At 49.6% G+C, this 24,678-nt stretch carries 20 protein-coding genes; 11 read left to right on the top strand and 9 right to left on the bottom strand.

Features of this window, described 5'->3' with window-relative positions:
* Window positions 1-140 precede the first annotated feature (140 nt).
* A complete protein-coding gene (locus TSUB_RS13150; RefSeq protein ID WP_202819740.1) occupies window positions 141-800 on the top strand; it encodes a helix-turn-helix transcriptional regulator in 660 nt (219 codons plus the stop codon).
* Between the two features lie 39 nt (window positions 801-839).
* Here the strand turns inward: TSUB_RS13150 and TSUB_RS13145 are convergent, their stop codons facing one another.
* From TSUB_RS13145 to TSUB_RS13130, 4 genes are all read right to left on the bottom strand, one after another.
* Window positions 840-1,562, bottom strand: coding sequence for an ATP/GTP-binding protein (locus TSUB_RS13145; RefSeq protein WP_087018733.1), 723 nt, complete (start codon window positions 1,560-1,562; stop codon window positions 840-842).
* Window positions 1,559-2,536: an AvrD family protein gene (locus TSUB_RS13140; RefSeq protein WP_087018731.1), complete on the bottom strand. Its 978-nt coding sequence runs from the start codon at window positions 2,534-2,536 to the stop codon at window positions 1,559-1,561. Before TSUB_RS13140 ends, TSUB_RS13145 begins: the two co-directional genes overlap by 4 nt.
* Before the next feature lie 401 nt (window positions 2,537-2,937).
* Window positions 2,938-3,969, bottom strand: coding sequence for a 2,3,4,5-tetrahydropyridine-2,6-dicarboxylate N-succinyltransferase (gene dapD / locus TSUB_RS13135; protein ID WP_087018729.1), 1,032 nt, complete (start codon window positions 3,967-3,969; stop codon window positions 2,938-2,940).
* A 251-nt stretch (window positions 3,970-4,220) separates the two neighbouring features.
* Entirely contained in the window at window positions 4,221-4,517 is a 297-nt protein-coding gene (locus TSUB_RS13130) for a YebG family protein (RefSeq protein ID WP_087018727.1), read from the bottom strand.
* 79 nt (window positions 4,518-4,596) lie between these two features.
* On the opposite strand from TSUB_RS13130, the gene TSUB_RS13125 reads away from it, so the two are divergent.
* Complete coding sequence (locus TSUB_RS13125) at window positions 4,597-5,283, top strand: DNA-3-methyladenine glycosylase I (RefSeq protein WP_087018725.1); 687 nt, start codon at window positions 4,597-4,599, stop codon at window positions 5,281-5,283.
* On the opposite strand, the gene TSUB_RS13120 is transcribed toward TSUB_RS13125, so the two are convergent.
* Window positions 5,280-6,173, bottom strand: a complete 894-nt coding sequence (locus TSUB_RS13120) for a LysR family transcriptional regulator (RefSeq protein WP_087018722.1) — start codon at window positions 6,171-6,173, stop codon at window positions 5,280-5,282. The genes TSUB_RS13125 and TSUB_RS13120 overlap by 4 nt on opposite strands.
* A 144-nt stretch (window positions 6,174-6,317) precedes the next feature.
* On the opposite strand from TSUB_RS13120, the gene TSUB_RS13115 reads away from it, so the two are divergent.
* The 4 genes from TSUB_RS13115 to recD all read left to right on the top strand — a co-directional run bounded on the left by TSUB_RS13115 (window position 6,318) and on the right by recD (window position 16,737).
* The gene (locus TSUB_RS13115) at window positions 6,318-7,310 is read left to right on the top strand and encodes a TDT family transporter (protein ID WP_087018720.1); all 993 of its coding nucleotides are present in this window, start codon (window positions 6,318-6,320) and stop codon (window positions 7,308-7,310) included.
* 109 nt (window positions 7,311-7,419) lie between these two features.
* Window positions 7,420-10,776, top strand: a complete 3,357-nt coding sequence (recC, locus tag TSUB_RS13110; protein ID WP_087018758.1) for an exodeoxyribonuclease V subunit gamma — start codon at window positions 7,420-7,422, stop codon at window positions 10,774-10,776.
* A 235-nt stretch (window positions 10,777-11,011) separates the two neighbouring features.
* Window positions 11,012-14,722, top strand: coding sequence for an exodeoxyribonuclease V subunit beta (gene recB / locus TSUB_RS13105; RefSeq protein WP_087018718.1), 3,711 nt, complete (start codon window positions 11,012-11,014; stop codon window positions 14,720-14,722).
* Window positions 14,719-16,737 (top strand): exodeoxyribonuclease V subunit alpha, encoded by a 2,019-nt coding sequence (recD, locus tag TSUB_RS13100; protein ID WP_087018716.1) that lies wholly within the window; start codon window positions 14,719-14,721, stop codon window positions 16,735-16,737. Before recB ends, recD begins: the two co-directional genes overlap by 4 nt.
* Before the next feature lie 22 nt (window positions 16,738-16,759).
* Here the strand turns inward: recD and argA are convergent, their stop codons facing one another.
* Complete coding sequence (gene argA / locus TSUB_RS13095) at window positions 16,760-18,085, bottom strand: amino-acid N-acetyltransferase (protein ID WP_087018713.1); 1,326 nt, start codon at window positions 18,083-18,085, stop codon at window positions 16,760-16,762.
* Window positions 18,086-18,248: 163 nt separating this feature from the next.
* Here argA and TSUB_RS13090 point away from each other — a divergent pair, with 163 nt between their 5' ends.
* Window positions 18,249-18,614, top strand: a complete 366-nt coding sequence (locus TSUB_RS13090; protein WP_087018711.1) for a DUF2850 domain-containing protein — start codon at window positions 18,249-18,251, stop codon at window positions 18,612-18,614.
* A gap of 21 nt (window positions 18,615-18,635) precedes the next feature.
* Here TSUB_RS13090 and TSUB_RS13085 read toward each other — a convergent pair whose 3' ends face one another.
* A complete protein-coding gene (locus TSUB_RS13085; protein ID WP_087018709.1) occupies window positions 18,636-18,869 on the bottom strand; it encodes a hypothetical protein in 234 nt (77 codons plus the stop codon).
* Between the two features lie 233 nt (window positions 18,870-19,102).
* Between TSUB_RS13085 and mltA the strand changes: the two genes are divergently transcribed.
* Together mltA and tcdA are read left to right on the top strand one after the other, a co-directional pair.
* A complete protein-coding gene (gene mltA, locus TSUB_RS13080; protein ID WP_087023507.1) occupies window positions 19,103-20,161 on the top strand; it encodes a murein transglycosylase A in 1,059 nt (352 codons plus the stop codon).
* Window positions 20,162-20,232: 71 nt separating this feature from the next.
* On the top strand, window positions 20,233-21,036 hold the full coding sequence (tcdA, locus tag TSUB_RS13075; protein WP_087023509.1) for a tRNA cyclic N6-threonylcarbamoyladenosine(37) synthase TcdA: 804 nt from the start codon (window positions 20,233-20,235) through the stop codon (window positions 21,034-21,036).
* A 106-nt stretch (window positions 21,037-21,142) separates the two neighbouring features.
* On the opposite strand, the gene csdE is transcribed toward tcdA, so the two are convergent.
* Together csdE and csdA are read right to left on the bottom strand one after the other, a co-directional pair.
* The gene (gene csdE / locus TSUB_RS13070; RefSeq protein WP_087023511.1) at window positions 21,143-21,571 is read right to left on the bottom strand and encodes a cysteine desulfurase sulfur acceptor subunit CsdE; all 429 of its coding nucleotides are present in this window, start codon (window positions 21,569-21,571) and stop codon (window positions 21,143-21,145) included.
* Window positions 21,572-21,580: 9 nt separating this feature from the next.
* Window positions 21,581-22,780 (bottom strand): cysteine desulfurase CsdA, encoded by a 1,200-nt coding sequence (gene csdA / locus TSUB_RS13065; protein ID WP_192867865.1) that lies wholly within the window; start codon window positions 22,778-22,780, stop codon window positions 21,581-21,583.
* Window positions 22,781-23,109: 329 nt separating this feature from the next.
* On the opposite strand from csdA, the gene TSUB_RS13060 reads away from it, so the two are divergent.
* Window positions 23,110-24,012, top strand: a complete 903-nt coding sequence (locus TSUB_RS13060; protein WP_087023515.1) for a transcriptional regulator GcvA — start codon at window positions 23,110-23,112, stop codon at window positions 24,010-24,012.
* 11 nt (window positions 24,013-24,023) lie between these two features.
* Window positions 24,024-24,638, top strand: coding sequence for an alpha/beta family hydrolase (locus tag TSUB_RS13055; RefSeq protein WP_087023517.1), 615 nt, complete (start codon window positions 24,024-24,026; stop codon window positions 24,636-24,638).
* The last annotated feature ends 40 nt before the right edge of the window (window positions 24,639-24,678 follow it).

The raw sequence follows: 24,678 nt of genomic DNA, 5'->3' as shown, positions 1-24,678 counted from the left end.
TATTCAATGAAGCCATCTTGAGGTGGCTTGAGTATCAGTCTGCAATTTTAAAGAGACCGCGATAGTCAGCGTCGTGGCAGGTCTCTTTGTCTTCTCGCAGAGCATGATAGTCAATGGGAAATGATCACAAGGGACAGGCTATGGACAAGGAGCAGTTTTTCCAGCTCACGCAGCAAGTGTCAAACATCACCACGGAGAACGAGTTAAAAGCGTGGTTTCGCGCGTTCGCAAAGGTGGTACCACACCAGTTTTGTCTTCTTGGCGAATGGCCATTAACGCTCGTGTCTTTGCCTGTTTGCATTAACTTTCCCGTCGAGAAGCTCAAGGCTTGCTTAACAGACACGCAATGGCAGAAGGATCCGCTGTTTATCTCGCTTGATAACCGATTGGGTCGTTCATTGTTGGCGGTGGATCCGATCGCACATCCCATCTTCGGACGCCGCTTGATCGTCTATGGCGCACCTGGGCCGCAACTCAACAATATGTTGCTGATGTCTTTTGGCAATAGACAACCTAGTGAAGATGAGATCAATGCGATCTACTTTCTCGCTCCTCACCTGCACCACGCCGTGAAACAGCTTGGTGGGGGGAGTGTACCTGACACGGGTATTGATTTATCTTCCCGTGAAAGAGAGATCTTGATCTGGTTAAGGTATGGAAAGAGTAACTGGGAAATCAGTCAGCTCATGTCGATCACTGAACGGACAGTGAAGTTCCACCTACAAAATATCTATAAGAAGTTGAATGTGAACAACCGAACCTATGCCGCGATTCGCGCCAATGAAATGGGATTGATGTAGGCAGGGATCTGGTACTGCAATCCAGATCCAATGTGCAGGCTAGGCTTGTTGGGTGTTTAAGACAGCAAGACGATGGTTTTCTATTTCAATCGCTTCAGCTTTTACCTTTTTCACCGCTAACTCAATCGCGAGTTCAGGATCCATTTTTAGCGGAATACCAAAATGATCGGTGATGGTGTGAATGCGAGTGCTGAGGTCGCCACCTGCTTCAATATAAGGGATCTGCAGTTCTTGTAAGGTCGAAAGCAACAGATCATTTGAGAGTTTGCGAAAAGATTCAGATACCGGGCGGTGACCATCCGCAACAAGGTCGAACTCAACAGGCAAGTGGACAAAGTGAGTGTAGGTATTTTTTGCATGACGCTTTACCACATCACCAAATGCCTTCATATAGCCAATGTGTGTTGCAGCAAAGGGCATACCGATTAAGCGTTTTAGTGCGAGAAGGAGGTTACCATCGGCTGGATTGATGCCCGTTTGCAATCTCGCGGCGCCATAGACCCATTCATGCAAGCATGATCCATCTGAGAAGTAGTGCTCCCCGGCGCGTTCTTCATTGACGACACGTTCTGAAAGACGTGATAGGCCGAGGTTCATCAGCTCATAAACATTACATTGTTCAAGCGTTTTACCCGGTACTGCATCAGGCAATATTTCCCGCATGGTTCTCGCCTGTGTTCTTTGTACCCCAGTGGCGAGGGCAAGGGCTTCAGTTAATGTGGTTTTTCCGGTTGAGTACGTCCCTGAAATAGCGATTTTCATGCGTTTTCTCCTTTTGGCAGTGCGTGGCAAAGTTTAGCTTTGATGGTGAAATCAGGGTGGCCTGCGATTGCGCCTGTCGCGGTGCTAAGCCGCCAGTTTTCGCCATTCATTGGAATAATGGTGCTTTTTCTGTTAATGACAGAGATGGTCTGTTTGACTCGCGGTACGATGGGATAAGGGCAGGTTAACGTCACGTGGCGCATCCAAAGGTTGTTGGTTTGCGCGCGGTCAAGGTTGTCGAGTCGATACATCATGACTTGCGCCAGTTGGGCAAAACTGACGGCAATGTCTAACACCATCAGCGACATTGGGTAGGCGCCCATCACCCCATCAAGCATATGAAGATAATCAGTTCGAAGGCGCAGATCGCCGGTGACCGATAAGTTGTCTTCGGCTGGCGTGATGCCGCTGATATCACACAAGCGATCGAGGTAGCCTTGGGTAAAGTACTGCCCTTCATTAACTTGATTTAACGGATCACTATCAAGGGTATGGTCTAAACAGAGGTCAATTTCCATCGTGCCTAAACGTGTCTTAAACTGGCTCAGAAAACCAAACAAGCTATCAGTGTCTTCCCGTGTAGCCAGTAACTCAGTGTGCACTGGGACGGCGTCCAAATCTTCTTCAGCAAGCTGACCTGCATTGATAGTGATACTACGTAGCCAAACTTGTTGGCAGTGAGATTTAGAGAGGCGATGTTTTTTTTGCAGCAGGGTCGAGGCAATTTGGCCTGCAATTAAAATCGCATCAACCGTACTGAGATGAGGGTTGCGTGGTTTGGTGGTCTTTTTCTTCGACCAATCAGTCCGATAACGAATCTGTACGTGGCCTTCAGCGTTATCCTGACGGTAATTGACTTGGGGAGCATAAACGGTGCGTTTAAACCCCTCACCAAAATAACGGCTTGATGATGGCCCTAGAATATCGTCGATATGGGGTCGTGCTGCTGTTGTGAGTTCGGTATTTAACGTCATCTCTCAATCCTGCCTTTTTGACTTTAAAATTGGGTTTTTGTGACTGCTTTTGTTAACAGCTCGAGAAAAATAGTAAGTCTCGGTTGGCCTTTTTTGAGCTGATTGGAAGGGTAGGCCCCTGTCCTTTCGGGCAATGCGCAATAAAAGGTGAGCAAATGTGCAAGTGGGTCGCTTTGATGGCAGGTGCTGATTTGCTGCAAAATCGGAGGGTTACGATGAGCTTTATGTCATTAATGGCAGGGTTTGAAGCACGTTGATGGTGTAGCATCAATAATGCACAAGATTTGGGTATTGCTTTGCGAATTTGTTACTTGTTTTGAGTGGGGAAGCCGTCGAGTGAGAAAAGCGAAAACAAAAAAGCCTTCCGAAAGGAAGGCTTTGAAAAGGTTTTTACAGCACGATTAGTTGTTGCTGTGAAGCTCGCTGTTAAGCTCAACCGCTGTTTTGTTGGTGAGGCATTCGATTTGGCCCGTTACTGAGTTGCGGCGGAAAAGTAAGTCTGGTTTACCCGCTAAATCACGCGCTTTGACCACTTCGACTTCTTTGCCTTCTGAATCCAGCATGCGTACTTTAGAGCCCGCCGTTACGTATAGACCTGATTCAATTGTACAACGGTCACCCAGTGGGAAACCAAGACCCGCATTGGCACCAAGTAGGCTGTTTTCGCCGATAGAGACAACGACGGTACCACCGCCAGAAAGTGTGCCCATGATAGAAGCACCACCACCGATGTCTGAGCCATCGTTCACAACAACACCTGCAGAGATACGACCTTCAACCATGCTGACACCCGTGGTGCCTGCATTGAAGTTGATGAAGCCTTCATGCATCACGGTTGTGCCTTCACCCACATGTGCACCAAGGCGTACACGAGAAGTATCAGCGATGCGCACACCTGCTGGTACAACGTAATCCACCATTTTAGGGAACTTATCGACACAATCGACAGAGATAACTTCGCCGTTCAGACGCGCGTCCATTTGGCGCTCAGCCAGCTCTGGTAAGTCGATTGGTCCTTTGTTGGTCCATGCGATGTTGTGGAGCAGGCCGAAAATACCATCAAGTACCACACCGTGTGGTTTTACTAGGCGGTTAGAGATAAGTTGCAGCTTCAAAAAACCTTCTGCGACAGAAGCGGGTTTTTCGTCAGCAGCAAGAATCACAGCAACCAGAGGTTGCTCAGAAGAGGCTGCTTTATTCGCGAAGAGTGCCGCTTGTGCTTGGCCTGCTGCTTCAAATGCTGCTGCGAATGCTGACATTTGAGAAGCATTCACTTCAATTGCTTGGTTACCTTCTTTGTAACCAGCCACGTCTGCTACCGCACTGACTAGTTCGTCGCTTGGATTAAGGATAGGTGCAGGGAAAAATGCTTCAATGATTTTGCCATCACGGTTTTTAGTTGCCGTGCCTAGCGCAAGTGCAAAGCTAGCCATGTGTGAGAATTCTCCATTTCAAAAATGTGTAGAGCGCTGTGTAATTCACGACCCGAAAAAGTGTGAGGTCAACAACAAATCCCTCATCTTAATGCTACAAAACGGATTAATGAAGCGTTTCCGAAAGATTAAGTGGAAAATGTTGTTTCAGAAGTTTTGAGTTGAAGTTTAGCGCTGTAGAAGGGTATAAAAATGGCGCATTCTATGGATGCGCCAGATTGATTTGCTGCGATTTGAGTCACAGGCTTGCGTTACGCTGCGTCTTCCACCGCGTCTGCATCAGCGGCTGGCTTTGCGGCTTTTTTCTTCGGGGCTGGCTTACGTTTAGCCCCTAGCGCTTCCAGTACATCATCGCGATTTTCAGCGAGGAACATCGCAAGCTCTTCACGCTTTCCTTCGTCTTCGACCAAATCACTCTTCTCAATTACTGCGAACAGGGCATCAGCCATATCCAGCATTTTGTCATAAGCGTCGGCTTCGGCTTTAGAGGTGAAGGTCATTTTTTCTTCTCCGTTTCGCTCTACCACGTATTTAATGATAACAGCCATGGGTCGTCTCCAAGTTGATTTACTGGCTTTTTATACAGTAGCATTATAGGCATTGTCCAGCGGGGAGGAGAAAAACGCGATGACGCAGGAAAAATTTACTGCAATCTATCAACGAGCAGCAGAAAGAAAGGGGGGCGTTACCGCGTTAGAGGAGCTGTTGACGCCGCCTATGCCTGCTGATGCGTTAATCAGCGTGCCGGATGATCGCTGGTTAGCTGCGATGAGTCAGAAAGTGTTTCAATCTGGACTGAGCTGGAAAGTGGTGCGGAATAAATGGCCCGGGTTTGAAGAGGTGTTTTGGGGCTTTGATATTGAGAAGTTGCTGATGATGCCTGACGAGATGTGGGAGCAAAAATCACAAGATACCCGAATTATTCGCAACTTTACGCGGGTGAAGTCGATTCGTGCCAACGCACAGATGATTTACGATATTCAGTTGACGCATGGTAGCTTCAGTCGCTTCATTGCTGAATGGCCAAGCGAGGATATCATCGGTCTCTGGGCTGCTTTAAAACAGAAAGGTGATCGCTTGGGGGGAAACACCGGACCGTACACTTTACGAGTGATGGGGAAAGAGACCTTCTTGCTCACCAAGGATATTGAAGACTATTTGCGTCATACCGATATTATTTCTGGTGGCGTGAACAGCAAACGTTCTCATGCCGCTGCGCAAGCGGCGTTCAATGAGTGGCAACAGCAAAGTGGCCGCTCGTTGAACGAGATCAGTCAAATCATTGCTTTCAGTGTCGGCGATAATCGCATTTAAACTTTTTTGTCCTGCCACTGCTGACAGAAGGCGACGAAGGCTTGCAATAGCGGACTTTGGTATTTTTGCTGGTGGTAGACCAAATAGTAATCGCGGCGGAGATCAAGTGGCAGGTTCAAAGCGGTTAAGCGTCCGTCCGCGATGGCGTGCTGTACGGCACGTTGTGATAGACAACTCATCCCTAAACCGGCTGCGCAACTATTGATCAACGCTTCCGTGGTATTGAGTTCAAAGGCCAGTTTCCAATCGGCCAATCTGGCGGCGATCTGATTGAGGAAAAACTCGCGGGTGCCCGAGCCGGGCTCGCGAAGCAACCACTGGGTTTGCTCTAAGTCGAGTAGTGTGACAGTTTTCCGCTTTGCAAGCGGATGATGTGGCGAGCAAACCACCACCATTTCATCGCCAAGCCAGGGGGTGGATTGCAAGGAAGGGCGTTGTACACGGCCTTCCACTAACCCGATATCGATTTCGAAATCGAGCAGTTTATCCGCGATATCTCGGGTATTGCTGATAAGCACACTCTGTTCACTGTGCTGGGTTTTTTCTCGAAAATCTTGCAGTAAAAAGGGGAGGACTTGGTTCCCGACGGTATCACTGCATCCAATCGCCAGCTGGCCAGCGAGTTGGCGACCTTCTTCGAACAATGAAGCGATGCTTCCGGCACGCTCTAAGAGTTCAGCCGCGAGTGGCAGTAGCTGCTTTCCTTGATGATTGAGAATAAGTCGGTTCTTATGGCGATCAAAGAGCGCATGATTGAGCTGTTTCTCTAACTCTGATAAGGCCATGCTTACCGCAGGTTTCGTCAGGAAGAGTTTTTCTGCAGCTTGCGTAATCGACCCTTCTTGCGCAACAGAAACAAATACTTGTAATTGTCTCAATGCAATATTCACTCATCTCTCCCGTCACTTCCCGTTCAAACGTTTGCACTGTTAAGTAAAACTTAACGTGTGATTAAATATATTCAATTATTCATAATTAGTAAGCTCCTTTACACTTTATTCCTGAAAGTTAGACAACCATCATGAGTGCTCGTTATGCCACGATTTCTCCTTCGACAAGTGAAGCATGCCCCAACCCCAATGGCCGGGTTAGCGCTGGGTATTGCAAGCCTCGGCTTGTGTTGGGAAGGGGCGATTGGTGGGCGTTTTTTTAGCCTTGGCGCGGTCACGTTTGATGGTGAGCTGATCAGACAGATCACAGCCTTCGTTGCCGCGAGTTTGGTCATCACTTTATTGGTGAAGTTTCTTCGTCATCCACAGCTGCTGAAAGATGATTTAGCCCATCCTGTGGTGGGAAGCGTGGTGCCGACCATGGCGATGGCGAGCATGGTGTTGTCTGTGACCTTAGCGGATTGGTTTCCTCTGCTGGGTCAAGCGGTGTGGCTCGCGGCAGTGTTGGCCCATATCAGCTTTCTCGCCGTGTTTTGCTACCACCGCTCTCGTGAGTTTCAACTGCACCACATGGTGCCAAGTTGGTTTGTGCCGCCTATCGGTATGATTGTTGCTGCGGTGACATTTCCGGGGGGGCAACTCGATTGGGTCGCATCGATGACCCTTTACTTCGGCATTGCTGCCTATGCAGTGTTATTGCCTGCAATGCTCTTTCGCTTGTTGTTTGATAAACCCGTGCCTGAGCAAGCCAAGCCAACCTTGGCGATCCTTGCTGCTCCCGCGAGTCTCTCTTTAGCGGGCTATTTGAGCTTTGTTGAGCAGCCTTCTATGTGGTTAGTCGCCTTGTTAAGCGTGGTGGCTGTCACCATGACTTCGCTGGTTTACCTCTTGTTGCTGCGTTTGATTCGTCTTCCTTTTACACCCGGATATGCGGCGTTTACCTTTCCACTCGTCATAGGCGCTACCGCGCTGTATAAACTTGCTGAGTGGTTATGCCAAAGTGGCGTCGCTGATCATTATCGTGATCGGGTGATTTTGTTGGCAAACATCGAACTGGCCGTGGCGACGGTGATGGTGGTCTATGTGAGTTATCGCTACCTTAGCCATTATCAGTGGGTGCCTCAGCGCGATTTGTAATCGGTTAAGGCTCAGATTCACAGCATGCTGATTTGAAACGAAGTAAAGCAGTACCTCGATGGAGAGCGGAGGGGTATACTAAGCCTCTTTCACTTTGGTGAGTGCTGCCGTGTTTACCGTCTATCATTCCAATCAGCTCGATGTATTAAAGTCCCTGCTCGTTGAGCTGATCCGTCGAGACCCGCTAGCGAACCCGTTGCAAGCGGAGCAGATTCTGGTGCAAAGCCCCGGGATGTCACAATGGTTGAAGCTAGCACTTGCGAATGAGCAAGGTATTGCTGCCAATCTTGCTTTTCCTCTTCCTGCGACTTTTATCTGGCAACTGTTTATTGATGTATTGGAAGGGGTTCCGCAGCGCAGTGCTTTCAACAAAGAGGCGATGACCTGGAAGCTGGTTAAGCTGTTGCCCGATTTTCTTGAACACCCTGAGTTTGTGCCTTTAGCTCGTTACTTGGAAGAAGATAACGATGGCTTAAAAACCTTTCAGCTGGCGCGAAAAATTGCTGATATTTTTGACCAATACTTGGTGTATCGCCCTGAATGGATGGCCGCGTGGGAAGCGGGTGAAACGGTGCCTGAGCACGAAGAACTGCACCCTTGGCAGCCGATACTGTGGCGAGCTATTTACCAGATGACAACGGACCTCGGTCAGTCGCATTATCATCGTGGCAATCTCTATCAAACCTTCATTGAAACACTGGTGGCCCATCAGGCACGCGGCACGGTGCCGGATAATTTGCCTGATCGTCTGTTCGTTTTTGGCATATCCGCGCTACCGCCAAGGTATCTGGATGCGTTAGAAGCGTTGGGCGCCCACATTGATGTCCACCTGATGTTCACGAACCCCTGTCAGCATTACTGGGGAGATATTCGTGATCAGCGCTTTATCGATAGATTGGCACGGCGGACGCATCGTCAGATCGTTTGGCGCGATGATCACAGTGAAGTGATTGGCGAGCGTCCAACACTGAAAGGTGAGCCACAAGCCTATATTGATGACGTGCATGGGCATCAAGTCGGCAATAGCTTATTAGCCTCCATGGGGAAGTTGGGGCGTGATAACCTTTGCTTACTTGCTGAAAAAGAACCGCTGGATATTGATGCGTTCGTTGAGATAGATCGTCGCGGGCTATTACAGCATATCCAAGCGGATATTCTTGAGTTGGAAGACAGAGATAATCATGCCTTGGCGTTAGATAGCCAACACAAAATCGGCTTAACCTGTGGCGATGACTCCTTGTCTATTCATGCCTGTCACAGCGCTATGCGTGAAGTCGAAGTCTTGCAGGACCAATTACTCGCGATGTTCGATCGCGATCCTACATTGAGTGCGCGAGACATTGTTGTGATGGTCTCGGATATCAACCAATACAGCCCGGCGATTCAAGCGGTGTTTGGCAATGCGCCCAATGATCGTTACATCCCTTTCTCGATCTCTGACCGTACCGCGGACACCGAAAACCCTATCTTACTGGCATTCCATCATTTGTTGCTGTTACCAAGGCAGCGCTGCAGTGCCTCTGAACTGCAATCGCTCCTTGAAGTACCGGCAATTATGCGCCGTTTCGATATTGCGTCAGAGCAGTTGCCTACCTTGACGCAGTGGCTGCAAGAGTGTGGGGTGCGTTGGGGATTAAATGCGCAGACCGCGACGCAGTTCGACTTGCCATCGCAACACGTCAACACTTGGCTGTTTGGCTTGCAACGCATGTTGCTGGGCTATGCGATGCCTGCGGGGATGGGGATCTACGAAGAACAGCTAGCCTATGATGAAGTGCAGGGGCTGAATGCAGAGTTGGCAGGCAAACTGGGCTTGTTTATTGAGCAGGTTATTTGGCTAAGAGAAGCGCTACAGAGCCCTAAGTCGGGTATCGCGTGGCAAGCGTTAATTAATCAAATCTTGGACAAGTTATTTTGCTTTGAAGCGGACGACGAGCGCGTGGTGACACTGGTTCGCGATAAAGTAGAGCAGTTGGTGACCCAGCTTCAGGATGCGACATTCGATGAGGCGCTAGGGCATGGCGTTATCATTAGTTACTTTCGTGATGCATTGAACAATGAGCGAGTCTCACAACGTTTTCTCGCTGGGCAGTTGAACTTCTGCACCTTGATGCCAATGCGCTCAATACCTTTCCGTGTGGTTTGTTTGCTGGGGATGAACGATGGTAGCTATCCTCGCTCAGTGAATCGCGAAGGCTTTGACTTGATGGCGCTGCACAATAAGCGCGGTGATCGTTCACGTCGTGACGATGATCGCTATCTGTTCTTGGAAGCGTTGCTGTCAGCGCAAGATACACTGTATATCAGCTATGTTGGTCGCTCTATTCGCGACAACAGCGAGCTAGCGCCTTCCATCTTAGTGAGTGAATTGCTTGATTACTGCCAAGCGGGATATTGCCTCTCGACTGATCACGCGCTTGAGCCTGCGGATTCGGCAACATCCTTGCGTGATGCCTTGGTGCGCCAGCACACATTGACCCCCTACAGTGCCGCGTCTTTTTCTTCGCAGAGACCGAGCTATGCGAAAGAGTGGTTACCTCATTCTCGAACGCTGACACCAGACCATGAGAAAAACGCTGGATTTGCGCTCGACGGATTATCACCGCATGAGTGGGGAGAGGAGAACATCACTTTACCCGAACTTATTCGCTTTTGGCGCTTGCCTGTGCAGTACTTCTTTAATCGACGCCTTAAAGTTTGGTTCGGTGACATCGCATCCAGTGTCAATGATGATGAGCCTTTTGTGTTTGAGCCACTGGAACGCTACCAAACGCGGCATGCCATGTTGGAGTGGGTAATTCATCATGGGGATGACGAATCGGCACTCACGGCCTTTCGCGCCGATCAAAAGGCGGCTGGCAAGTTACCGCACGCAGCGTTTGGTGCTTTGACACTGACTGATATTGAGAAAGACATTTTGCCGTTAGGGCAGCGCATTCGAACCATGGCGGTAGGGCCTCAACCGGACGTTGAAGTCCGTTTGCCGGGCCTTGAAGGATGGATTCGTCACCGCTATGCCGTGGGGTTGGTTCGTTATCGCCCCGGTAAATGGCGCAGCCAAGATCTGCTTTCAACATGGATAGAGCACTGTTGCTTGAATGCTATGGGCCACGCTGAGCCTACCTTCTTTATTGCGCTGGACGCCGAACTTGTCTTTAAGGCGTTATCGGTGGATGAGGCCAAATCGCACGTTGACGCTTACCTGAAAGGGATGCGAGAGGGCATGAATCAACCGATCGCCTATTTCCCACTCACCGCACTGGCTGGGTTAGAAAATCCCGATAAAGCATCGCAAAAAATGGCAGCCGCTTTTGAGTCAGGCTTTATGCCGGGTGAAGGAGAGAATGCTTACATTCAACGGGTATGGTCTCGTTGGGGTGAAGCGCTGGAAAGTGACGTGTTAGCCTTGGCTGAGCAGTGGTTATCACCAGCATTAGCGCAGGTGAAAATAGAGAAAGGGGAGTAGTGTGGTCGCCGACAATATATTGTTGTGTGTAGGGGTTTTTGCCTGACGACCACCGGCCAGAGGTGACCTGTTTCTGGGGACTCACTCTACTTAAGCTGTGGCAGACAAACCGTGAATTACATCGCATCTTGATAGATGCATTGATAACAAAAAGCGCCTAAAAATCAGAATGATCGACTCAGTCACATAATCGAATGTTGTCATGACTGGGACGCACAGGTGAATGAGAGATACCATGACGGATAAACCTATCCAACTTGATCCATTGACGTTACCCTTAGCGGGGATGCGATTGATTGAAGCCTCAGCGGGTACAGGGAAAACCTATACCATTACGGGGCTTTACTTACGCCTGTTGTTAGGACATGGAGGGCGCAATGCCTACCCGCAGCCGCTCAGTGTCGATCAGATCTTAGTGGTTACCTTTACCGAAGCGGCAACCGCTGAGCTTCGGGATCGTATTCGTCGTCGGATCCATGAAGCCCGTGTCGCCTTTACGTTAGGTCAAAGTGATGATGATCTGCTCCAAGCACTCTTGGCGGCCACCGATGATCATGCTCTTGCGGCTCGTCAATTGTTAGCCGCGGAACGTCAGATGGACGAAGCGGCCATCTATACGATCCACGGTTTCTGTCAGCGTATGCTGAGTCAAAATGCATTCGAATCGGGTACCTTGTTTGAACATGAGTTCATTACCGATGAAAGTCGGATCCGTTTTCAAGCGGTGGCGGACTATTGGCGGCGACGCTTCTATCCACTGGATGCGACATTGGCTAACCTCGTGCGTCAAGAATGGAAAAGCCCGTACGATCTCCATCCCCAAATCGATAAGTACCTCAGTGGCAGTGAAGTGGCACTTATGTCGGAGGTGGAAACACTTGATATCGCAGCACTACATCAAGAGAACTTACAGCGCATTGATAGCGTAAAAGCGCAGTGGCGAGCCGTTGAAGGTGAGTTGCATGCCCTTATCAGTGAGTCCGGGGTGAACAAGCGTAGTTATACCAAAACGAGTTTGCCAAAGGCGCTGCAGGAAGTGACGGCTTGGGCCGCACAGTCGACACTCGATTACCAATTGCCTAAGTCATTGGAGAAGTTTAGCCAGCAAGTGCTGGTGGAGAAAACACCGAGCGGAGAACCGCCACTCCATGCCGTGTTTGAGGCGATAGAGGCACTGTTGGCGGAGCCGCCATCATTACGAGCGAGATTGATGGCTGATGCCATCACTCATTGTCGACAAGGGCTGCAAGATCTTAAAGCACAACAGTCGTGGCTCTCTTTCGATGATCTGCTGACCCAATTGAGTGATGCGTTACGCCACGATAGTGAAAAGATCCTGACTGAGCGAATTCGCGCTTTGTATCCCGTCGCTATGATCGATGAATTTCAAGATACCGATCCATTGCAATACCATATCTTTGCCTCGGTGTATGCGCAGAGTGATCTTCCGGCGTTAAGCGAACAGCCTGTGGAAGCGACGATTTCAGCCTCGCCGCAGCTCGATCTTTTTGCGGAGCCGCCACAAGCAATGGTAGCGAATCCCTCCTCAGAGAGTCGCGTGAACACGGCGAGTGGGCTGTTAATGATCGGTGACCCAAAGCAGGCCATTTATGCTTTCCGTGGTGCCGATATTTTTACCTATATTCAAGCCCGTCGTCAGGTGCAGGCTCGCTATACCTTGGGCGTTAACTGGCGCTCGACCGCTGATATGGTCAAGGCAGCCAATGCTATCTTTGCCCATGCACAGCGGCCTTTTATCTATGATGATGACATTCCTTTCTTACCGGTTAACCCAAGTCCAAAGGCAGCGGAAAAAGGGTGGTGGGTCGAAGGCGAACGCATGCCCGCGATGCAGATTTGGGATCTCCCCGCAGAGGTAAAAACGACCAAAAAAGGTGACGAGTCTGTTCCGGTGAGCGCTGACCATTACCGTCAACAGATGGCTCTGGCATCGGCGCGAGAAATTGCCCGTTTGTTGACGCGCTCACAGCAAGGCGCGGTCACGCTCGGCAAAGAAGAGACGGGCAATGCACTTCAGGCGGGAGACATTGCCGTTTTGGTGCGCACTGGGTTTGAAGCACGTACGGTGCAGCAAGCCTTGTCGCGCTATGGCATTGATAGTGTGTACCTTTCTAACCGCGACAGTGTCTATGCCCAACCGATTGCGATAGAGATATTGCGACTTCTGCATGCGGCGATGGAGCCTGAAGATGAGTTGGTGTTGCGTGCCGCGCTCGCAACACCCCTGTTAGCGGCGACTGCGCAAGAGCTAGATGAACTTAATCACAGTGAATTGCTGTGGGAAACTGCAGTGAGTGAGTTTCGCGATTACGGCCAATTGTGGCGTCGTCGCGGCGTCATGCCTATGTTGCGCCAAGTGCTATTTCGTCGTGAGTTAACGGATCGCTTGTTAGCAGAGGATGGTGGCGAGCGGGTCCTGACGGACTATCTGCACTTGGGGGAGATGCTACAAGCTGAGCGACAGAAGTTAGACAGTGATCAGGCCTTGGTACGTTGGTTTGAGCAACAGATACTCGCGCCTGCTCAGCAAACTGATGATCAGCAAGTGCGCTTAGAGTCTGAGCGAAACCTCGTGCAAATCGTCACCATTCATAAATCGAAAGGGTTGGAATACGATCTGGTGTTTTTACCTTTTATTAGCCACTACCGAGCGATGGAAACGGCGATCTTTCACCAAACGGCAGCCTCTGGTGAGTCGCAAGTGGTTCTCGATCTGCAGCAACGCCAAGAGAATCTTGATAAGGCCGAAAAGGAGCGCTTGGCAGAAGATCTTCGTCTGCTGTATGTTGCCATTACACGGGCGGTCTATGGCTGCTACCTCGGGGTTGCACCGATTCGCTTAGGGCGCAGCAGTAAAGCGCCAACGGGCAACCATCGCACCGCGATAGGGTGGCTGTGGCAAGGCGCGGAACCCGATAGTTGTGAAGCGTGGTCAATGGCGGTAGAGAAGTTTGCCATGGTCAGTGGTGCCAAGGTTTGTTCGCTTCCCGAAGAGGTCGCCCCATATCAAGAGCAAGCCGTTATTGATGATGATCGCCAAGCCGCGCAAGTTGCGCGGACGTTGCCGCGAAACTGGTGGGTAACCAGCTATTCTGGCTTAGTCAAACAAGGTCATAGTTATGATGCCTCGTTTGAGATGCCGGGGTTTGATCGCGAGGTGGATGTAGCGGAGAGCCTGCCTTTGTTTATTGAACAACAAACGTTGTCGATTGCCGATTTTCCCAAAGGTGCAGGGCCGGGGACTTTCCTGCATACGTTGTTTGAGTTAATTGATTTTACCCTGCCTGCCGATCATCCCGACACCATGACGATTATCGAGCAGTTATTGCAGCGCGAGGGGTATGAAGAGAAATGGCAACCTGTACTGCAACAGTTGGTCAGTGATGTGCTATCAGCTTGCCTTGATGGTGAAGCGCTGACACTCAACACGAAATCCACGTCGCAAAAGTTAGTGGAAATGGAGTTTATGTTTCCCATTAAACAGCTTTCTTCTAGCGCAGTGAATACGCTTTTGGCCACCCATGATCCCATTGCGGCAAAAGCTGACGGGTTTGGGTTTGAGACGGTGAGCGGCATGCTCAAAGGTTTTATCGATCTCGTGTTTGAGCACCAAGGCAAGTATTACATTTTAGATTGGAAATCGAACTGGCTAGGGGAGACAGCGACTGATTATCGTCTCCCTGCACTGCAGCAAGCGATGATGGATCATCGTTATGATTTGCAGTACCTGCTTTACTGCGTAGCGTTACACCGCTATCTCGCCACTCGAATTGCTGATTACGACTACGAAACGCATTTTGGCGGCGTCTACTATCTCTTTCTTCGCGGTGTCACTGCGCAAGGAGACAAGGGTATTTTTTATGACAGGCCATCACAGGCACTCATTGCAGAGCTGGATTTATTGATGAAAGGAGAGAGTGAATGAGCGAGCAGGAAAATATCTCTCTGGTACTTGCGCGATTCGCTGAGTTAGTGGATAGAAATGCGATACGTGCCATTGATTATCAGTTTGCTCGCTATGTCTCGATGCAGCCTGAAATGAGCGCAACAGCGGTACTTTGGGCGGCGCAAGTCAGTTATCGCGCTGGGCAAGGTCATGTCTGTGTCGATCTCAGCGCAAGACAACGTTGGTTTGATCTGCATTCCCAAGAAATTAACTGGCTATTGGAAGGGATTACGTGGCGCGATCCGAGTAGCGCGCTAGCGAATGCGCATTGTGTAGGGGATGGCGATCGGCCGGCACCCCTGATTCTAAATGGCTCGCGCCTTTATCTTGCGCGCTACTGGTTTGATGAACAAGTCGTCGCACGTTATTTGCGCTCTAACTCTGCCGCGGTGGAGGTATTGGCTTCATTGCCACACACCTTGGACGCGCTTTTCACGCCTTACCTGCCGGCACTGCAAACAAAGCTACGGCACAGCGGGTCCCCTGAAGCCATGCAACAAGCAGTCATTGACAGCTTAGATATCGTTGCGCCGCAACAGGTAGATTGGGCGGCAGTGATGACACTTGTTGACAAACAACCGAATCTCAGCGAGCTTGCTGAAATTCTTCAGTATATCCCTGCAACAGCGTGTTTGAATTGGCAGAAAGTTGCTGCTGCCGTTGCTTTATCACGTCGCTTTAGTGTGATTTCTGGTGGCCCCGGCACGGGAAAAACGACCACGGTGGTGAGGTTACTGGCTGCTTGGGTTGAACAAGCACAAGGTGTACCACTGGTCATTAAATTGGTGGCACCCACTGGCAAGGCGGCAGCGCGGTTAACGGAATCTATCGGTGGCGCGTTGCAACAGCTAGCGGTGGCTCCGGAAGTGAAAGTGGGTATTCCGACCGAAGCGACGACACTGCACCGTCTACTCGGGGCGGTGCCTGATCGTGTGGCGTTTCGCCATCATCATCAAAATCGATTGCACCTTGATGTACTGGTTGTTGATGAAGCATCGATGGTTGATCTGACCATGATGGCGAGATTAATGGAAGCCATGCCGGATCATGCGCGATTAGTCCTGCTCGGTGATAAAGACCAACTTGCGTCCGTAGAAGCCGGCAGTGTACTTGGCGACATATGCCAATTTGCGGCACAAGGCTACAGTGAGTATCAAGCAGCGCATTTGTCGCACCTCACTGGCTATCACGTGCCGGTCGGGAATCCTACGACACCGCTGGCAGACAGTTTATGTATGCTGCAGAAAAGCCATCGCTTTCATGCCCAATCGGGGATTGGGCAACTGGCTTATGCGGTGAATTGTGGTCATCCGGCTATGGTTGACGCGGTATGGCAGCAAGGGTTTGCCGACATTGATCACCATGCGCTAAGCGGTGAAAACTATGCGGCGTTAATTCGCCGTTTGAGCAACGCGTATAAAGCCTATTTTCTTGCCGCGAAAGAGGGGCAATCGCCAGAAACCGTGTTGGCGTTGTTTGCCGATGTGAGACTGCTTTGCGCGATACGCGAAGGGGATACGGGGGTCATCGGGATGAATCAGCGCATAGAGCGCCATTTGCGACAGCAAGGGCTAATTCAAGACCGCGATGAGGTGTGGTACGTCGGCCGTCCTGTGATGATTAATCAAAATGATTATGCCTTAGGCCTCTCTAACGGGGATATCGGTATTACGCTATATGATGCGGAACAACAGCGTTTGAGAGTCTATTTTCAGCTGCCTGACGGTGATTTGAAAGGTGTGTTGCCAAGCCGCTTACCGGGCCATGAAACGGCGTATGCAATGACGATCCATAAGTCGCAAGGTTCTGAGTTTGCCCATACTTTTATGTTGTTGCCCGCGAAAATGAACCCGGTGATCACAAAAGAGCTTATCTATACAGGGATTACTCGTGCCAAGCAGCAACTGAGTATTTATGCAGATATGAGCGTGTTACAACAAGGCATCACCAAGCAAACGGAACGCTTGAGTGGGCTACCTGCTTTACTGCAATAAAGCAGGTTTCAAGCGCACGCGATCAGAGTTTTAAGGTGAGAATTTTTGAGCGGCGTTGGAAGTTATACAGCGCCTGCTTGGCGATGGGGAGCTCTTCAACATCCGATTCAACAAAGCCTTGCTCTCTGAACCAATGAATGCTGCGAGTGGTCAGTACGAAGAGACTTTTGAGTCCCATCGCTTTCGCTTGTTGTTTTAGCTTGTTGAGCAAAGTCAGGCCTCGCTCGCCATCACGATAGTCGGGGTGAACGGCGACACAGGCCATTTCGGCGGTCAGCTCTTCTCGGAAAGGATACAAGGCAGCGCAGCCAATGGTCATATTGTCACGCTCGATGACCGTAAAACGGTCAATCTCCTGTTCCAGCTGTTCACGGGAACGACGGACTAAGATGCCATCTTTTTCCAATGGATGGATGAGATCTAATATCCCGCCAATATCGTTGATGTCAGCACTCCGGACACGCTCAGCACTTTCCATCACCACCTGCGTACCAATACCTTCGATAGAGAACAGCTCTTGAATCAATGAACCATCTTGTTGGTAGCTGATTAAGTGACTTCTTGGGACGCCGGCGCGGCATGCACGAATCGCACCGCGTAAGAAACGTCCGGTTCCCGTGTGCGCTTGGCCTTTATCTTTTAAAGTCTTTAGGTGCTGTTCTGCTTCGTTAGGTAATAGTTCAGAGACGACTTCACCACTCTCTAACTGAATACCTTGTTGAGAGCAGTAGCCAATCAATTTGTCGGCTCTTAACGCAATGGCGGTTTGAGTCGCCACGTCCTCAGAGCTGAGGTTAAAACACTCGCCCGTGACGCTGCTGGCAATAGGTCCAAGTAATACAATGCTGTTGTTTTCAAGCTGGCTCTGAATTGCGTCAACATTTAAGCGTCGAATACGCCCGCTGTGGCTATAATCAATACCATCGTCGACACCGAGCGGTTGCGCAATGACAAAATTGCCACTGACAACATTGATTTGAGAGCCCGCCATTGGCGTGTTGTTCAAGCACATGGAAAAGCGAGCCGTGATATCAAGCTGCACTTGTCCTGCCGCTTGTTTGACTATCTCAAGGCTGCGTTCATCCGTGACGCGGATCCCTTTATGGTAGGGCGTGGCAAGCTGATGAAGTTCCAACAACTGATTGATCTGTGGGCGAGCGCCGTAGACCACAACAATCTTGACCCCCAAACTGTTCAAGAGGGCAATATCATTGAGGATATTAGAAAAGTTCTGGTCAGCAATCGACTCACCACCCAGCATGATCACCACGGTTTTCCCACGATGAGCATTGACGTAGGGGGTGGATTGCCTGAAGCCTTTAACAAGGGCAGTACTTCGGAATTTCACTCAGCTTCCTTGGTAATTATGTTTTAAATGTGAATATCTATGCTGAATATAATCTCAATAACGCGTCGAGTGCAAGCGAAAGTTGTGATCCTCGACAATACGCCGTCGCCCTTTCAGAGGTAGGTTTGCTATAGTAACAGCTTGATTTGTCTATCTTCATGAAATGAAAACAAATAAACGACATCTAATTCAAACTATCCTGCTCTTCACATTTCTGGCAGTGAGTCTATTTGCATTGGGCTTGTTAGCGATGGGAGCAGTGAAGCGCGGCCTGTTTGAGCCGCCACCGATAGACAATATCTATGGCGTGTGGGAAGAGCAGGAAGTCCCGGGCTATATGGCTGATGCCTTTGAGATTCGCGAAGATGGTATTTATGTTGGTGGCTCGATTGTGACCACGCGCTATAACTTTAATGGTGTGACCTTGACCTACCATGTAGGCCAACAGTTGTACCTTTATACCTATTCATCGCAAAAGCTCATCCGAGATAAGCCTGCTCATTACCGCTCTGTTTTTGTCCGAAAGTAAAGTGTGGCGTAGAAAAGAGGCTTATTCGGCGACTAACAGATGCAATTCAGTCAACAATTGGTTAATAGAGACTTCTTTGATGGCGACTTGTCTTAGCAAGTTGGCAGTACGTTGATCTCCACCCAAGCAGCGTTGAATTGATGCGTTTATTTGTGTACGGCTTGTCCCTTCGCTTGCTAAACTGCGAATCCATTGATACTCGACAGCATTAGGATCAAGCAGTGTATTAAGTCCGAGTTTAAAACTGGTTTCCATGGCGTCCTCCCTACCAAGTTCTATTGCACTTTTTTTTATTATTAATGACATTTTTACTGCTTGAAGATGACATAAATATGACACTCATTGAGTATGGTGAGAAAGTGGAAACTATCCAGATAGAAAATGTATTTTAAATAATACCTAAGTAATGCGTATTAAACATATTGAGTGTTGAACTGAGTACTTTTTGCTAGATCGTTACACTCATAAAAAGACTAAAAGGAATAAAAGTGGTTCGTCTAATTAGTGTCATATTTTTGAGTATTCTCTCAGTGGGGTGTGCGAGAAATAGCGAGCAAGGGCAGCAATACCTCGATGGTAAGTTGCTCAATGAACTCAATACAGTTGCTGAAGTAAACAGTGAACTGGCACTGGCGGAGACGACAGATTTTGTTGCCCAGACAGACCTCGTCGTGCAACGCTCGCCTTCCATGGCGGCAAACTTTGCTCCCTTGTATCAAGAGATTAAACACTGGCTGGCGCAAGGAGGAGAGCTAAGTGAGCTATCTGGCACCGCGTTACAGATTGCGCAGTTACAAGGGGCCGATGGCTTCGGTAATGTCTTAATGACCGGCTACTTTTCTCCAGTGATCGAGATGCGCCATCAACCGGATGAAGTCTACCAATACCCAGTTTATGGCAAACCGAACTGCCAATCAGACTGTCCAACGCGCGCTGAGATTTATTGGGGGGCATTGGACGGCCAAGGGCTAGAGTTGGGCTATAGTGCGTCGCCTTTAGATAACTTTATGATGGAAGTGCAGGGCAGTGGTTTTGTCCACTTCGGCGATAACGACCAGATGCAGTATTTTGCCTACGCAGGTAAAAATAACCACGCATACACCAGTATCGGTCGTGTCTTGATTGAGCGTGGAGAAGTGGCGCGTGAAGCTATGTCTCTTGAAGCGATCCATCAATGGGCGGCTAAGCAAGATGAAGCGGCTGTGTTTGAGTTGATGGAAAACAATGCTTCTTTTGTATTCTTTCAACCCACCGATGTACTGGATGTTTTGGGGAGCGCAGGGATCCCACTGGTAGCGGATGCCAGCGTTGCAGCGGATCGTTCTCTGTTACCCCTTGGCAGTGTACTGTTAGTAGAAGTTCCTCAACTGGATGCGCGCGGCGTGTGGACAGGGGCGCATGAGCTGCGACTGATGGTTGTACTTGATACTGGCGGCGCTGTGAAAGGGAATCACCTTGATCTCTACCATGGCATGGGGAATGAGGCAGGGGTGAAAGCGGGCCATTACAAGCACTTTGGCCGTGTCTGGCAGTTATCCATGCCATAACTGGACAAACCTTAAGAGAGCGCGTATAAAACGCGCTCTTCTTTTATTTGTAATAAATTCAGGACTAGATGATGCGTGACGATCTCTCTCCAGCCAGTGAACAATATGACCAACGTTTTGGCGGCACGCGTCGTCTTTATGGGAATAATGAAGTAGAGATTTTACGTGCATCGCATGTCTGTGTGATCGGTATTGGTGGGGTTGGATCGTGGGCGGCTGAAGCTTTAGCGCGTTCTGGGGTTGGCGAGATCACCCTCATTGATATGGACGATGTCTGTGTGACAAATATCAACCGCCAAATTCACGCGATGTCCGGCACGGTAGGACAAAGCAAAATCGAAGTGATGGCGGACCGTATTCAACTGATTAATCCTGAGTGCGTTGTACACCTCATCGACGACTTTATCACGCCTGAAAACGTCGCCGAGCACTTGGATGGTCGTTACGACTACATTTTAGATGCAATAGATAGCATCCTACCGAAAGCCGCATTACTGGCCCATTGTAAGCGAAACAAATTCAAAGTAATCACCACGGGTGGCGCGGGTGGGCAAGTCGACCCGACACAGATTCAAATTGCCGATCTGACGAAAACGATTCAAGACCCGCTAGCCAAAAAACTGCGTGATACCTTACGTCACCGCCATAACTTCTCGAAGAACCCGAAACGTAAGTTTGGTATTGATTGCGTGTTTTCTACTGAGCAACTGAAATACCCGCAACCCGATGGCTCGGTGTGCGGCGTGAAAGCGAGTGCCGACGGGGTGAAGCGCATGGATTGTGCTGCGGGCTTCGGCGCTGCCACTATGGTCACTGCTACCTTTGGTTTCGTTGCCGTTTCACGGATTATCGCTAAGCTAACGGCGAAGAAGTAGTAGTTGCTGTGGATGGATTAAAAAAGCCCGACGGTGATCCTATCACTGTCGGGCTTTTGTCTTCTTTGGCTTACTAATATGGATCTAAGGTAGTCCATTTTTGGGGTTAGCTACCGCCGATCTGCTTTATCTTCTCAACAATGGCATAGATGCCATTGCTACGCGTGGGGGTTAAGTGGTTCTCCATACCGAGTGCAGCAAAGTAAGCGCTAAAGTCGAAGGCTTGGATCTCTGGCGCCGTTTTATTGTGGTAGGCGGCAAGTACTAAACAGACTAGCCCTTTGACAATGCGTGCATCCGAGTCGGCGGCGAGTTGGTAACGGCCATTGTCATCAAGGTGCCAATGAAGCCACACGTTGCTCTCACAGCCACTCACTTTCGCGCCATCGGTACGCGCCTCTTCAGCAAGAGCGGGAAGTTGCTTCCCCCATTGAATAACTTGACGGTAGCGGTTCTCCCACCCTTGCATCGTGCTAAGTGTTTCCTGAACGTGTTCAGCGGTAATCTCTGTGCCAAAGGGATGAGCTTGCTTCATGAGGGTGCCTTATAACAGATCGCAGGCTTTGGTGAGCGCAGCGATGAATTTATCAATATCTTCCTCTGTATTATACAGGGCGATAGAAACCCGAATAGTCCCGGCGATGTTTAGCGCATCGCAAAGTGGATGGGCACAGTGATTGCCCGCGCGTACCGCGATGTTTTGTTGGTCAAGTAGCATGGCAATATCTTGATAATGGATGCCATCAATCACAAAGGAAAACACCCCGCTGTGGGTTTGTAAGCCAATGAAGCGAAGGTCATCCAGTGACGATAGGGCAGCAATCGCCTTATCTTTGAGCGTTAAGATATGCGCTTCTGCGCCATCACGATCCAGTTCAGACAACCATTGTATGGCTGTTGAGAGTGCGACAGCACCAGAGATGTTTGGTGTTCCCGCTTCAAACTTGCCGGGCAACCCCGTAAAGGTGGTACCAGAAAAAGAGACCTTTTCTACCATCTTCCCGCCGCCGTGCCATGGTGGCATGGCATCAAGTAGGGCCTTTTTGCCATAGAGGACCCCAATGCCTGTGGGAGCGAACAGCTTGTGGCCTGAAAAGACATAGAAATCTGCGTCGAGGGCTTGAACATCCACATTTTCGTGGACGATGCCTTGCGCTCCATCCACCACGACAATAGCCCCCACTTCATGGGCTTTTTGAATCAGGGTTTCGATAGGCTGGCGCGTGCCAGTGACATTCGTAATGTGCGCGACAGCGACAATCTTAACCTTGTCGGTGAGCAAAGCGTCAAAGGCGGCCATATCTAACTGGCAGTCCCTCGACATGGGAATTTTTTGAATGGTGGCACCGGTTTGTTCCGCAACCATTTGCCACGGCACAATGTTGGCGTGATGCTCCATTTCACCGACGAGAATGATATCGCCCGGCTGAAGCCGTGGTCTTGCATAGCTTTGCGCAATTAAGTTTAACGCTTCGGTCGCGCCGCGTGTCCAGATGATTTCTTGACTGAACGTCGCGTTTATAAAGTGTTGAACCGTTTTCCTCGCAGCCTCAAATGCCGCTGTTGCATTGGCTGTGAGCTGATGGTTGCCACGATGCACATTGGCATGTCCCTGTTGATATGCTGATTGAATGGCGTCTAACACCACTTTGGGTTTCTGGGCCGTCGCTGCGCTATCGAGATAGACGGCAGCAGGTACTTGGAGCGCAGGAAATTGACGGCGGATGGCATCGATATCAAACATAGCTATAGTCATTTGGGAGTTTGGCGTGATCTTGCGGCGCGGTGAAGCAAACTGCAAGCAAAAAAATAGCACTGTGTTGGGGCACAGTGCTAATGTAGAACTTTGACAGACAGGTCAAAAATACAGGAATTGTTGGGTATCACTACCCGATTCGGCAACGCGCCGAAAAAATGCAAACACAACATCGCAACAAAATATTCAATACCTTGTAAAACAACGCATCGCAATCTTTCGTTGCGTAGCAAACTATAGGGATTCTCTAGCCAGGGGACAACGGACAATTTATAATATTTGAGATTAAAAAAACTAATACTATTGAGACCTTTGGCATGGCAAGACGTTTACCTCCACTCAACTCGCTCAAAGCCTTTGAAGCGGCCGCACGTAACCTCAGCTTTACTAAAGCTGCGGATGAGTTATTTGTGACTCAGGCCGCTGTGAGTCATCAAATCAAGGCATTAGAGGAGTTTCTCGGATTAAAATTATTTCGGCGAAGAAACCGCTCTCTTTTGTTAACAGAAGAGGGACAAAGCTACTTCCTCGACATCAAAGATATCTTCACCTCATTATCGGATGCTACCGATAAAGTATTGGAAAGAGGATCGAAAGGGGCGTTGACCATCAGTTTGCCGCCGAGCTTTGCGATTCAATGGTTGGTGCCTCGCCTCAGTGATTTCCATCAGTTACATCCTGAAGTCGATGTTCGCATTAAAGCCGTTGACATGGATGATGGATCACTCACTGACGATGTGGATGTGGCTATCTATTACGGGCGCGGTAACTGGAGTGGTTTGCGCTGCGATAAGCTGTATCAAGAATATCTGCTGCCCGTTTGTTCACCTATGCTGCTGACCGGCAACAAACCACTGCGCAACCTTGTTGATATCAAAGCACATACCTTATTGCATGACACCTCGCGTAAAGAGTGGAAGCATTTTTTCCGTGAGTTTGGTCTTGAAGGCACTAACTTTAATCAGGGGCCTATTTTTAGTCACTCGACCATGGTGTTGCAGGCGGCAGTGCACGGACAAGGCATTGCGCTTGGTAATAATGTATTGGCGCAACCCGAACTAGAAGCAGGACGCTTGGTGTGTCCCTTTGAAGAGAAGCTGGTCAGCAATAATGCGTTCTATTTTGTTTGTCATGAGAAGCAAGCGGAAAGTGGTCGCATTGCTATTTTCCGGAACTGGATTTTAGCCAAAGCCAGCAGTGAACAAGATATTTTCAGCTAAGGACAGGTGGTATGTATTTAATCGATGGGCCAGACGATAGCCCTATCAACTTCTTGTTTGCCCACGGTGCTGGTGCGGGGATGGATCATGATTTCATGACGGCAGTAGCAAAAGGCCTCGCGAATGAAGGGATCCGGGTGATTCGATTTAACTTCCCTTACATGGTGAAGCGAGCGGAAGATGGCAAAAAGCGGCCGCCCGATCGTGCCCCTAAGTTATTAGAGGACTTTCAACAGCACATTGATGCGCACAGCGAGCGCCCTTTAGTCATCGGTGGGAAATCCATGGGGGGAAGAATGGCGAGCTTAGTTGCCACTGAAAACCCCACCTTGGCAGGTGTGGCATGCTTAGGTTTTCCCTTTCACGCGCCGGGTAAAGATGTCTATCGAGGCGAGCACCTTACCAACTTCAGTTTGCCTTGTCTGATTTTGCAAGGTGAGCGGGATACATTTGGTCATCGTGCTGAGGTCGAAAGCTATTCATTTTCGGCACAGGTTAAGGTGCAGTTCTTACCGGATGGTGATCATAGCTTTAAGCCGCGTAAAGCGTCTGGGAAAACGGAAGCGGAGAACATTGCTGAAGCCGTAGACTCTCTGAGTCGCTTCATTAAAGCTCAGCTTGCCTAAACGGTGTGGGATAGCGCCGCGTCTTATCGCGGCTTGTGAA

The organism is Thaumasiovibrio subtropicus, assembly GCF_019703835.1.
Taxonomy (GTDB): domain Bacteria; phylum Pseudomonadota; class Gammaproteobacteria; order Enterobacterales; family Vibrionaceae; genus Thaumasiovibrio; species Thaumasiovibrio subtropicus.
This window is presented reverse-complemented; position numbering and strand designations above follow the sequence as displayed.

Bases quoted from the DNA above. Each gene is read 5' to 3' on its own strand.
- TSUB_RS13150 (WP_202819740.1), top strand. From the start codon at position 141: ATGGACAAGGAGCAGTTTTTCCAGCTCACGCAGCAAGTGTCAAACATC.
- TSUB_RS13145 (WP_087018733.1), bottom strand. From the start codon at position 1,562: ATGAAAATCGCTATTTCAGGGACGTACTCAACCGGAAAAACCACATTA.
- TSUB_RS13140 (WP_087018731.1), bottom strand. From the start codon at position 2,536: ATGACGTTAAATACCGAACTCACAACAGCAGCACGACCCCATATCGAC.
- dapD (WP_087018729.1), bottom strand. From the start codon at position 3,969: ATGGCTAGCTTTGCACTTGCGCTAGGCACGGCAACTAAAAACCGTGAT.
- TSUB_RS13130 (WP_087018727.1), bottom strand. From the start codon at position 4,517: ATGGCTGTTATCATTAAATACGTGGTAGAGCGAAACGGAGAAGAAAAA.
- TSUB_RS13125 (WP_087018725.1), top strand. From the start codon at position 4,597: ATGACGCAGGAAAAATTTACTGCAATCTATCAACGAGCAGCAGAAAGA.
- TSUB_RS13115 (WP_087018720.1), top strand. From the start codon at position 6,318: ATGCCACGATTTCTCCTTCGACAAGTGAAGCATGCCCCAACCCCAATG.
- recB (WP_087018718.1), top strand. From the start codon at position 11,012: ATGACGGATAAACCTATCCAACTTGATCCATTGACGTTACCCTTAGCG.
- recD (WP_087018716.1), top strand. From the start codon at position 14,719: ATGAGCGAGCAGGAAAATATCTCTCTGGTACTTGCGCGATTCGCTGAG.
- TSUB_RS13090 (WP_087018711.1), top strand. From the start codon at position 18,249: ATGAAAACAAATAAACGACATCTAATTCAAACTATCCTGCTCTTCACA.
- TSUB_RS13085 (WP_087018709.1), bottom strand. From the start codon at position 18,869: ATGGAAACCAGTTTTAAACTCGGACTTAATACACTGCTTGATCCTAAT.
- tcdA (WP_087023509.1), top strand. From the start codon at position 20,233: ATGCGTGACGATCTCTCTCCAGCCAGTGAACAATATGACCAACGTTTT.
- csdE (WP_087023511.1), bottom strand. From the start codon at position 21,571: ATGAAGCAAGCTCATCCCTTTGGCACAGAGATTACCGCTGAACACGTT.
- csdA (WP_192867865.1), bottom strand. From the start codon at position 22,780: ATGTTTGATATCGATGCCATCCGCCGTCAATTTCCTGCGCTCCAAGTA.
- TSUB_RS13060 (WP_087023515.1), top strand. From the start codon at position 23,110: ATGGCAAGACGTTTACCTCCACTCAACTCGCTCAAAGCCTTTGAAGCG.
- TSUB_RS13055 (WP_087023517.1), top strand. From the start codon at position 24,024: ATGTATTTAATCGATGGGCCAGACGATAGCCCTATCAACTTCTTGTTT.